Origin of the sequence: Corallococcus praedator, from assembly GCF_003612125.1 — a bacterium.
Lineage (GTDB): Bacteria > Myxococcota > Myxococcia > Myxococcales > Myxococcaceae > Corallococcus > Corallococcus praedator.
The window spans coordinates 1-9,619 of sequence record NZ_RAWI01000356.1 but is presented as its reverse complement, the minus strand read 5'-3'; the positions used below and the strand labels follow the sequence as shown (position 1 = coordinate 9,619).

Here is a 9,619-nt window from a genome sequence, read left to right as displayed (position 1 = left end):
GGGAGGGACGGGGGGCGGCGTGGTGCGGTGGAAGATGCGGATCATGGCGTGGCCTCCTGGATGGAACTTTCAACCGGGATTCACGCGGCAGCCGCCTGCCCTTGAATTAAGCCGAGTTAAATCCAAGGGCGACGATCCGCGCCCCGCGGTGCTCACGGCATACCGCGCGGGTAGACTCGCGCTCCTCATGACGCTTCCCCATTCCGGCCTCTTCCGCACCCTCCGCCGACGCCGCTGGCTGCGTCGGCCCTTTCCTCCCGAGTGGTCCGGCCCCCTGGAGCGTCACGTCCCCTTCGCCCAGGTGCTCGCGCCCGAGCTGCGCCAGCGATTCCTGGACCTGCTCAAGCTCTTCATCTGGGAGAAGGAGTTCATCGGGGCAGGGGGCTTCACGATCACCGACGAGGTCCGGGTCGTGGTGTCCGCCACCGCCGTGCGCCTGGTGCTCCACCTGGACCTCGCCTATTACGATCGCTTGAGGGAGATCATCGTCTACCCAGACGCCTTCCGGCTTCCGGACCGCACCGGCGTGGTGCTGGGCGAGGCGAAGAACTGGGGCAGCGTCATCCTGTCGTGGCAGTCTGTGCTGGCGGGACTGCGCGACCCGAGTGACGGCCACTCCACGGCCACGCATGAGTTCGCCCATGTCCTGGACCGGGAGGACGGAAGCTTCGACGGAACCCCTCAACTGCGCCGCTACTCGCACTACGCGGCCTGGGCCTCGGTGATGGGCGAGCACTACCTCAAGCTGCGCGAGGGCCGTCGTCCGGAGCGAGCGGTGCTGGACGACTATGGCGGGCTCAACGAGGCCGAGTTCTTCGCCGTGGCCACCGAGTCCTTCTTCGAGAAGCCACGTCAGATGAAGGAGCAGACGCCGGACCTCTACGAGGAACTCATGCGCTTCTACGGGTGGGATCCGGCGCGCGGGTGAGCGGCTCAGGGCTTCGCCGGATGCTCCTTCAGGTAGCGCAGGAACAACTCCGGTTGCAGCCAGACCGTCATCCGGCCCCCATGGGGTGGAGCGAAGATCGGTCCGGAGTCCACCCAGTCCCCTCCCGACCGCAGTCGGATGCCGAGGGCGTGCACCAGCTCCTTGGATGAGAGCGTGAAGGGAAGGACCCCGCTCTGGACCACGACCGGGTCGTTGGCGCCGCGGGGAAAGGTGACGAGCTCTGCCTCCACCCGGGTGGGGGCCGCGATGCGAAAGACAGTCTCATCCCCGGAACGCGGCTCCTGGCGGACCTGGAAGCCGTCCCGGCTGTTGAGGAGCGCGAACCATTCATCCCGCCTGTAGTCATCCGGCCTGGGACCCACCGTCATCCAGAACAAGCGCCATGCGGGCCTGACACGGTTCCAGTACTGCTGCGCGTCCGTGGCGCCCCATCCGCCAGTGAGCCGAAAACTGTTGGTGAGGTCCCCCGACAGCCAATCGAAAGTCCTCGTGCTGTCATCCTCCGCCGCTGCCCGCACGGCGCCAAGCCACTCGATGATTCCATCCTCGATGCGGAGCACAGCGGCGTCGTTCTCATGGACTTCCCGCCTGGATCCATCGAGCCTCTGTGCCACCAGGAACGCGCGCTTGGAGACGGAGACCTTTGACCTGTGCGATCCCAGGTTCGCGCCTGGGACGAACATCGAGTCCGCGTAGCGCGCTTCCAGTTCGACCTCTCCGGGATCGCGCTGGAGCCGCTCGAGCGCCGCCGGGCTCGGGCGAAGCCCCAGCGCCGCCGCGAGCACGACTCCCTGGAGGCGGACCGTGGCGGAGTGCGAGGCCAGCAACCGCTCGAGACCGGGGATCGCCAACCCGCCGAGCGTTCCCAGCTTGTCTCTCAGCTCCTGGAGCCTCCGTCCCTGGATGACCAGCCTCGAGTCGGGGCGCGGTCCGACGCCGCAGGGCATCACCGGGAGTTCCTCGACGAGTTCTCGTGTGGCGGGCTCCGTCTCCCAGAAAGCCACGAGTCCCTGGCCTCGGGCCACGGCCTTCGCGCTCAGCGCGCTCAGCTCCGGATGGTCGCCGAGCAGGTCGGGGTGGATCCTGCGCCTCGTCAGGATCTGGATGAACTCGAGCAGTCCCGACCGTGCCTCGTCATCGCGGGCACGGGTTGCCAGTGCCTCGAGCCTGGGCAGCAGCGACGCGCCCAGGGGAAGCAGCCGCACCTGCGCCTCGGCACGCTGGGCGGGGTCTCCCACGATCAGCCAGTCAAGCAGCTCCTCCTCGCTCTGCGCTCCGGTGTCGGGCCGCAGCTGTTCCCGATCCATCCAGGACCAGGGGGGCCCGGAAGCCGAGCCGCCCGCGCGTCCGTCCAGCTTCTGCACGATAGGCGGTGGCCGCGCCGCGTAGACCCCCGTCGCGCCCCGGGAGGGGACGCCCGTTGCACACGCGGCGGTGGCGAAGGCCAACATGTAGATGAATACCCTTGGCGCGACGTGACGCATGGGTCGTCTACCTCCAGGCTGGGACTCTAATTCGACTTCAAAGGGGACCGCATGGTGCAATGACGCCCATGCCCAGAGTGTTTCTCTACAATCCCTTCAAGAGCGACTGCATCGAAGACCTCATCGACAGGTGGGTGAAAGCAGAGGAGGCGCGGGGTTGGACCAAGGAGCTGGTGCGGGTGCGACACGGCCCGGACAAGCCGCTCGACGACCTGGAACCCGGCGACACGCTCTACATCATTGGCCACGGCGACGTGACGCCGAACCGCATGGTCGACCGGGCCACCACGGAAGGTGGCACCCCGGAGATCCTCCAGCCGCACGAGCTGGCCGCGCGGTTGTTCGCGGACGGGCTGACCGACAAGGCCATCACCATCAAGATCTACAGTTGTCTGGCGGCCCGGGGCATCCTGGACAGCTTCGCCACGAACGCCGCGATCCAGATCAAGCTCAAATGTGGAAGCAAGGGAGGGATGTCGTGCAAGTTCGACATCTATGGCTATGACGAGATCGTCTCCATCCTGGTCCTGAATCCCCAGACGGGGGAGTACGGCAAGTTCGTCGGTCAGCTGAAGCAGGACGTCACCGGCGTGAGCGAGGACACCATCGAACTCACCACCGTGAAGGCGAGCTCCTCCCGGAGGCTGCTCGTCAAGAAGGGCTTCGGCTTCATGTAGCGACTGCTGAGCCGCGGCCCGGCGGGTCCATTCAGGGCCTGCCCGAGAGACCCACCGGGCCGGGGCGGCTCAATTCTCCAGCATGGGTTTGCCCTGATGGGCCATCAGCAGGGCATGCATGTCGTTGGCGTGCTCCTCCTCCTTGGTGAGGATGTCCTCCAGGAGCTGCCCGGTGGTGGGGTCGTGGTCCGCGAAGTAGCGGATCATGTCGCGGTAGGTCTCGATGGTGATGCGCTCCGCCATCAGGTTCTCGCGGATCATGTCCACCAGGTTCTGACCCTCGACGTACTGGCTGGCGCTGCGGGACAGCAGCCCTTCGGGGTTGAAGTCCGGCCGGCCACCCAGCGTGTTGATGCGCTCGGCGAGCCTGAGCGCATGGTCCTGCTCCTCGCGCGCGTGCCGGCCGAACTCCTGCTTCACCGCCTCGCTGTGGATGCCCACCGCGGAGATGTAGTGGTTCGTGTAGCGCAGAACACAGACAATCTCGGTCGCGAGCGCGTCGTTGAGCAGCTTGAGCGTCGTCTCGACGGTGCCCGGGTCGTTCCCCGTGACGGCGCCTTCCTCCAGATGCTCGCGGGCGCGGCGGCGGAGCTCCTGGATGTCGGTGACGAACGGCGGCGGCTGTGCTTCGGCCATGAGGGTGCCTCCCGGCGGATGCGTGTCGGGAAGCTGGGGTGGGGAGGCGCGGGAGGCCACCCCACCTGCCCTGGAGAGTGAAGGGCGAGCCAAGGGGCGGACGCTCATCGCCGTCACCGTCTAGAAGTCGGTTCCCGATGCGGCGCGGGGCGGGTGGCCCGTGGGGGGCGTCATGGGCTCCGCGAGCGGGATGGGCTGTCGGGTGACGCGAGCGACCTCGGCGGAGGTGGGGCCCGGGTTCCAGAAATCGCCGAGGCTGGAGACGACGTGTTCACCCACCGGCTGCGTTTGACGTAGCAACGCGGGTGCGCGCTCGGGCGGTACGCGGAAGCGCCCCACCTCCGGGCGCAGGAAGTCGCTCATGCTCACGAAGTTCCAGGCCAACCCGATGCTCAGCCCCGGAGGCGGTTGGGGCTGCCAGCCAATGGAGCTCTCGTCCCACCGCCAGTCCACCCAGGCCGGGGCCCATTCACTGTCGGGCCACCACACCCAGCCCACCGAGGGCTTGTTGAGCCATCGGCCGTAATGGAAGGGGGCCCAGCCCCAATTCCAGTCGGACTCGAAGGTCCAACCCCAATCACTGGACACCCAGCGGCCCCCGGTGGCGTAGGGCGCGAAGTCCGCGCCCACGACCTTGGCGTCGGGGTGCCACACCCAGCCGACCTCCGGCAGGTCCATCCACGTGCCGTAGGGAGAGAGCACGTCCCGGAACTGCGTGATGGCGCTGCCCTCCGTCACGGCGCTCGACGTCACCTGCGGCCCGAAGTCCTCGGGACCCATCGCGCAGCCAGCGGCCGCCAGGAGGGTGATGACGCTCGCGCCGCTGGCCCGAAGCCAGCGCCTCCGCGTGTTCCAGGGGCCCATGTCCGCTCTCTTTCGTGGGGGTTCTGTCCTGGAAGATGTGCCTTCTCGTCCAGCGGGGAGGCACGTGCGAGCGGCCCGGCCGTCCACCGGCCTCACCACGCGCGGCCCCGCCCCGCTGCTACCCCGCGAGGAGGCGTCCAGGGGAGCGCTTCAAACCCCCCACGGGGTGTTCACGGCTGCTTCGCGGCGTGGGCCTCCACCTGTCGCCACACGCGGAAGACATTGCCGGAGGCGACCTTCTCGATGTCTTCCTCGCTGTAGCCGCGCTCGAGCAGGACGCGGAAGAGGTTGGGGTACTGCGACACATCCTCGAGCCCGATGGGAAGCGAAGGGCCCACGCCATCGAAGTCGGAGCCGAGTCCCACGTGGTCGATGCCCACCAGCTTCACCACATGGTCGATGTGGTCCGCCACGTCCTCCACCCGGGCCAGGGGGAACGGGTGCTCGCGCTGGTAGGTTTCAATGAAGGTCTGGAGTTCGGGGCTGCCCTTCGTCAGGCCCCGCTGGATCGCGAACGCTTCGAGCTGCGCGCCGAGCTGCTTGCCATAGGCCTGGGCGGCCGGCGTGAGGAACCCGGAGCCAAAGTTGATCATCACCACGCCCCCCTTGGCGGCCAGGGCGCGGATGAGCTCATCGGGGATGTTGCGCGGGAAGCCGGGCGTGAAGTGGCGACACGATGAATGCGAGGCAATCACAGGCAGTTGGCTCAGCTCCACGGCCTGCCGGATGGCGTCATCCGAGAGGTGCGCGACATCCACCATGATGCCCACCCGGTTCATCTCCGCCACCACCTGCCTGCCAAAGGGGCTGAGCCCGTTCCAGGTGCCCTTGCCCTGGCTGGCGGCGGCATCGCTGATCAGGTTGTCCTCGGAGTGCGTGAGGGTGATGTAGCGCACGCCGCGCCGTTGGAAGTGACCGATGTTCTCCAGCCGGTCCTCGATGGCGGCGCCATTCTCGATGCCCAGCGCGAAGGAGATCTTGCCCGCCTGGGAGTTGCGCACGGCCTCCTCGAAGGTGGGGGCCATGGCGAACTTCCCGGGCGAAGCGCGGGCGATCTTCTCCATCATGTCGATGAGCGAGTCCGCGAGCTCCCGGGCCCCGCCCTTCTTCTGGTATTCGGCGGGGATGTAGATGGACATGAAGGCCACGTCGAACCCGCCCTCCACCGCGCGGGCGTGGTCGAAGTCGCCCTTGGCGGTGCGAAGGGAGATGTCCTCGGTGGGCGCCCCGTCCGGCCCCAACCCCTCACGCAGGCGGTAGGGCACGTCGATGTGGCCATCGGCGATGACGATGCGCCGGGCGAGCGCGCGGCTGCGCTCGGCGAGGTCCACGGGGGCCGGGGGCGCCTGGACGGCCGTTCCATGGGAGCAGGCCGAAACGGCAAGCAGGACGAGGCTGAGCAGCGCGGAGGTGGGTCTCATGACGCCTCTTTACCTCTGGATTGCCTGTCCTTCCTCTCCGGTGACACTTCACGCAACTTCACAGGCCAGCGGGGGGCGGCAGGCGTATGAACCTCTCCACGAAGGGGAGGCACCGATGACATCCGCGAAGGCAATGCTGGGAAGCGTCCTGGGGCGCTTTCTCTTTCACGACTCCCGGGTGACGCAGGTGCGCGACGTGTCGCGCGCCTTCCGCCAGGTGGACTGCGAGGGCGCCGCACTGCGAGGGCAGGGCTGGTCCCCCGGCGACAAGGTGCAGGTGTACCTGCCGGGTCTGGGCATGCGCACGTACACGCCGCTGTCGTGGGACGAAGCGCGCGGGGCCACGTCCTTCCTGGTGTACCTGCACGGCGACAGCCCGGGCGCGAAGTGGGGCCGCGACGTGCGCGTCGGGGACGCGCTCCAGTTCTTCGGACCCCGGCGCTCGCTGGTGTTGGACGAGGGCCGCGCCCCGGTGGTGCTCTTCGGTGACGAAACGTCATTCGCGGTGGCGCACGCGTTCCGGACATCAGCGAAGCGCGACGTGACGCCCGTCTTCGAGGTGACGAACCGCGAGGACTGCGCGCCCGCGCTGCGCGACTTGGGCTTCGAGGGCCAGGAGGTAGAGCGGCAGTCAGGCGACGCGCACCTGACGACGGTGCACGAACGGCTGCGCGAAGCGCTGCGCGCGAAGCCGGACGCGACGCTGGTGATGACGGGACGGGCGCAGTCCATCCAGGCCCTGCGCTCGCGGCTCAAGGCCGACGGCGCGCGCGCCACGCCGAAGGTGAAGGCCTACTGGGCGGTGGGCAAGGCGGGGCTCGACTGAGGTTGGCGCCTCACGCCGGTGCGAAGTGCAGCCCGCGCAGGATGTCCTCATGGCCGCGGCTGATTCCAGCGGGACGGCGCTTGGGCTTCTGTCGCAGGAAGCGCGAGGCGTCCCGACGTCGGTAGCAGGTGAGGAGCCGGTCCTCGTCATTGAGGATGAGGATCCACCCGCGCGCCTGCCGTGCCAGGGATGAATCGCGCAGGCCCCAGGGCAGGTCGCGCTCGTGCACGGTGAGATGGGTGGCGCCGCACGCGCGGGCGGGCGTGCCGAACTCGAGGATGAACGCGACGACCTCCTCACGCAGCCTCCAGCGGGCGCACTGCTCGATGAAGAGGCGGGTGATGGAGAACACGGACGACACGGGGCTCTGGCGCATGGCGGGCAATCTCCTTGCGCTCCTCCCAATACACTTGTCGTTCCAGGCCTCCGCGCACGCGATTCCGGGGACTTGCGCGAAGCCACCACGGCCTCCGAAAGACAATCCGTCAATCCCGCGAACGGCCCCTGTCAGCAAGGCACGCAGGCGCATGCCACCAGGTGAAGGAGAGGACGCCTGCTCGCCGGGAATGCGGACCATCGCGAAGAATTCCTTCACGGCCCTTGCGGCTTTTTGTCAGGCTCTCCGAGGTCGTGAAGGGGCAGCATGACCCTTCCGGTCTCGCGACGACGCGTATGGCGCCGGAACGACCTCTGGCCGAAGGGATTGGGAGGACGGGGCACGATGAGTCTTCGCTCGAAAGCACTGGGAGTCGTCCTGGGTGCGGGTGCGGCCGGGGTGACGCTGGCGCTCGCATTCGGTGTGGGGTGCGGTGGCCGCGCGGTGCAGGGCAGCGCGGTGAAGCTGCCGTCCGTGGAGTCCCAGGCGCTCCGCGCGCCCACGGAGTTCGCCTCCATTGGGGACAAGAAGGAGCGCTCGCGGGCGCTGTTCCTGGAGGCGAGCCGGGTGATGCTGCACCCCCGGTGCGTCAACTGCCATCCGGCGGGGGACAGCCCGACGCAGGGGGATGCCTTCCAACTGCACGACCCTCCGGTGGCGCGAGGCCCTGGCGACCAGGGCGTGCCGGGCCTGGAGTGCACGTCGTGCCACCAGGACCGGAACGCGGAGCTGGCGCGGGTCCCGGGTGCGCCCAAGTGGCACCTGGCGCCCAAGGTGATGGCGTGGCAGGGGCGGACGCCCCAATCCCTGTGCGAGCAGTTGAAGGACCCGGCGCGCAACGGGGGCAAGAGCCTGGCGGAGATCATCGAGCACTCCGCGCATGACGAGCTGGTGGGCTGGGGTTGGAAGCCGGGCGCGGACCGGGTGCCGGCGCCGGGGACGCAGGCGGAGTTCGGGGCCCTGGTGGCCGCGTGGGTAAAGGACGGCGCGGAGTGCCCGCGCGAGGAGAGTCGACCGTGAGCATCCGCCTGCGTGTGAATGGAACCGAGCACGTCCTCGATGTGGACCCGGAGATGCCGCTGCTCTGGGCGCTGCGCGACGTGCTGACGTTGACGGGAACGAAGTACGGCTGCGGGCAGGCGCTCTGTGGCGCGTGCGTGGTGCACATCGACGGGGCGGCGGTGCGCTCGTGCGTGACGCCGGTGCGCCGGGCGGACGGGCGCGAGGTGATGACCATTGAAGGCCTGTCGCCGGATGGCTCGCACCCGCTGCAGAAGGCGTGGGTGGAGCTGGCGGTGCCGCAGTGTGGCTTCTGTCAGGCGGGGCAGATCATGACGGCGGCGGCGCTGCTGGCGAAGAAGCCGAAGCCCACCGACGCGGAGATTGATCAATCGCTGGCGGGCAACCTGTGCCGCTGTGGGACGTACACGCGCATTCGCACCGCCGTGAAGAAGGCGGCCGGGATGCCGACGGAATGAGTGCCTCCACCATGGAAGAAGTCCGCGTCCGGCTGTCGCGCCGTTCGGTGCTCCAGGGACTGGGAATCGTGACTGCGGGGCTGGGCCTGGAGGTGGTGCTGCCCAACCGAGCACACGCCGCGCCCATGCCCACGTCCTATCCGCCGGTGTCCTCGGAGGGCCTGAGGGCGAACGTCTTCGTGCACCTGGCACCGGACGGACTCGTCACCATCGTGTGTCACCGCTCGGAGATGGGGCAGGGCGTGCGCAGCTCGCTGCCGGTGCTCATCGCGGACGAAATGGGCGCGGACATGGCCCACGTGAAGATCGTCCAGGGCGACGGCGACGAGGCGTACGGAGACCAGAACACGGACGGCTCCAGCAGCGTGCGGAAGATCTTCGACGACCTGCGGTACGCAGGCGCGACGGCGCGCACGATGCTGGTGGCGGTGGCGGCGAAGCGCTGGAAGGTGGCGCCGGAGGCCTGCGACGCGCGCGACCACGCGGTGTTCCTCAAGGGCAGCCAGAAGGTGTTCAAGTTCGGGGAGCTGGCGACCGACGCGGCGAAGCTGAAGGTGCCGGTGAAGAGCGCGGTGACGCTGCGGCCGCGCAGTGAGCTCAAGCACCTGGGCAAGGAGCTGCCGCTGGTGGACGGCCCGGACATCGTGACGGGTCGCGCGGAGTTCGGCGCGGACGTGAAGCTGCCGGGGATGCTCACGGCGGTCATCGCGCGGCCGCCCGCGGCGGGCGGCAAGGTGGCCCGCTACGACGCGACGAAGACGCTGGCGGTGCCGGGCGTGCGCAAGGTGGTGGAGCTGCCGACGGCGCAGAAGCCGTTCCTCTTCCAGCCGCTGGGCGGGCTGGTGGTGGTGGCGGACCACACCTGGGCGGCGATGAAGGGCCGCGCGGTGCTGGACGTGACGTGGGAG

General features: G+C 68.7%; 11 protein-coding genes. 6 read left to right on the top strand and 5 right to left on the bottom strand.

The genetic code is table 11. The features are described 5' to 3' along the window. The first annotated feature begins 187 nt into the window (after positions 1-187). Complete coding sequence (locus D7Y13_RS32335; RefSeq protein ID WP_120537286.1) at positions 188-928, top strand: M90 family metallopeptidase; 741 nt, start codon at positions 188-190, stop codon at positions 926-928. A 5-nt stretch (positions 929-933) separates the two neighbouring features. On the opposite strand, the gene D7Y13_RS32330 is transcribed toward D7Y13_RS32335, so the two are convergent. Next, positions 934-2,433 carry a hypothetical protein gene (locus D7Y13_RS32330; RefSeq protein ID WP_120584764.1) on the bottom strand — a complete coding sequence of 500 codons (1,500 nt, stop codon included), beginning with the start codon at positions 2,431-2,433 and terminating at the stop codon, positions 934-936. 68 nt (positions 2,434-2,501) lie between these two features. Here D7Y13_RS32330 and D7Y13_RS32325 point away from each other — a divergent pair, with 68 nt between their 5' ends. Continuing rightward, positions 2,502-3,110, top strand: coding sequence for a hypothetical protein (locus tag D7Y13_RS32325; protein WP_147444398.1), 609 nt, complete (start codon positions 2,502-2,504; stop codon positions 3,108-3,110). A gap of 69 nt (positions 3,111-3,179) precedes the next feature. On the opposite strand, the gene D7Y13_RS32320 is transcribed toward D7Y13_RS32325, so the two are convergent. From D7Y13_RS32320 to D7Y13_RS32310, 3 genes are all read right to left on the bottom strand, one after another. After that, positions 3,180-3,746 carry a ferritin-like domain-containing protein gene (locus D7Y13_RS32320; protein WP_120537289.1) on the bottom strand — a complete coding sequence of 189 codons (567 nt, stop codon included), beginning with the start codon at positions 3,744-3,746 and terminating at the stop codon, positions 3,180-3,182. Positions 3,747-3,866: 120 nt separating this feature from the next. Continuing rightward, a complete protein-coding gene (locus D7Y13_RS32315; RefSeq protein WP_120584762.1) occupies positions 3,867-4,610 on the bottom strand; it encodes a DUF6600 domain-containing protein in 744 nt (247 codons plus the stop codon). Between the two features lie 170 nt (positions 4,611-4,780). Then, positions 4,781-6,031, bottom strand: a complete 1,251-nt coding sequence (locus D7Y13_RS32310; protein WP_120584761.1) for a dipeptidase — start codon at positions 6,029-6,031, stop codon at positions 4,781-4,783. A gap of 115 nt (positions 6,032-6,146) precedes the next feature. On the opposite strand from D7Y13_RS32310, the gene D7Y13_RS32305 reads away from it, so the two are divergent. Beyond that, complete coding sequence (locus D7Y13_RS32305) at positions 6,147-6,857, top strand: siderophore-interacting protein (protein ID WP_120584760.1); 711 nt, start codon at positions 6,147-6,149, stop codon at positions 6,855-6,857. Between the two features lie 10 nt (positions 6,858-6,867). Here the strand turns inward: D7Y13_RS32305 and D7Y13_RS32300 are convergent, their stop codons facing one another. Continuing rightward, positions 6,868-7,233, bottom strand: a complete 366-nt coding sequence (locus D7Y13_RS32300; RefSeq protein WP_120537293.1) for a hypothetical protein — start codon at positions 7,231-7,233, stop codon at positions 6,868-6,870. A gap of 345 nt (positions 7,234-7,578) precedes the next feature. On the opposite strand from D7Y13_RS32300, the gene D7Y13_RS32295 reads away from it, so the two are divergent. The 3 genes from D7Y13_RS32295 to D7Y13_RS32285 all read left to right on the top strand — a co-directional run. Then, the gene (locus tag D7Y13_RS32295; RefSeq protein WP_120537294.1) at positions 7,579-8,253 is read left to right on the top strand and encodes an Isoquinoline 1-oxidoreductase subunit; all 675 of its coding nucleotides are present in this window, start codon (positions 7,579-7,581) and stop codon (positions 8,251-8,253) included. After that, on the top strand, positions 8,250-8,711 hold the full coding sequence (locus D7Y13_RS32290) for a (2Fe-2S)-binding protein (protein WP_120537295.1): 462 nt from the start codon (positions 8,250-8,252) through the stop codon (positions 8,709-8,711). The genes D7Y13_RS32295 and D7Y13_RS32290 overlap by 4 nt, the downstream gene beginning before the upstream one ends. 11 nt (positions 8,712-8,722) lie before the next feature. After that, on the top strand, positions 8,723-9,619 hold an 897-nt coding region (locus D7Y13_RS32285; RefSeq protein WP_147452539.1), incomplete at its 3' end, for a molybdopterin cofactor-binding domain-containing protein.

What these genes read in the sequence shown, in the direction of transcription:
- D7Y13_RS32335 (WP_120537286.1), top strand. Translation starts at nt 188, where the DNA reads ATGACGCTTCCCCATTCCGGCCTCTTCCGCACCCTCCGCCGACGCCGC.
- D7Y13_RS32330 (WP_120584764.1), bottom strand. Translation starts at nt 2,433, where the DNA reads ATGCGTCACGTCGCGCCAAGGGTATTCATCTACATGTTGGCCTTCGCC.
- D7Y13_RS32325 (WP_147444398.1), top strand. Translation starts at nt 2,502, where the DNA reads ATGCCCAGAGTGTTTCTCTACAATCCCTTCAAGAGCGACTGCATCGAA.
- D7Y13_RS32320 (WP_120537289.1), bottom strand. Translation starts at nt 3,746, where the DNA reads ATGGCCGAAGCACAGCCGCCGCCGTTCGTCACCGACATCCAGGAGCTC.
- D7Y13_RS32315 (WP_120584762.1), bottom strand. Translation starts at nt 4,610, where the DNA reads ATGGGCCCCTGGAACACGCGGAGGCGCTGGCTTCGGGCCAGCGGCGCG.
- D7Y13_RS32310 (WP_120584761.1), bottom strand. Translation starts at nt 6,031, where the DNA reads ATGAGACCCACCTCCGCGCTGCTCAGCCTCGTCCTGCTTGCCGTTTCG.
- D7Y13_RS32305 (WP_120584760.1), top strand. Translation starts at nt 6,147, where the DNA reads ATGACATCCGCGAAGGCAATGCTGGGAAGCGTCCTGGGGCGCTTTCTC.
- D7Y13_RS32300 (WP_120537293.1), bottom strand. Translation starts at nt 7,233, where the DNA reads ATGCGCCAGAGCCCCGTGTCGTCCGTGTTCTCCATCACCCGCCTCTTC.
- D7Y13_RS32295 (WP_120537294.1), top strand. Translation starts at nt 7,579, where the DNA reads ATGAGTCTTCGCTCGAAAGCACTGGGAGTCGTCCTGGGTGCGGGTGCG.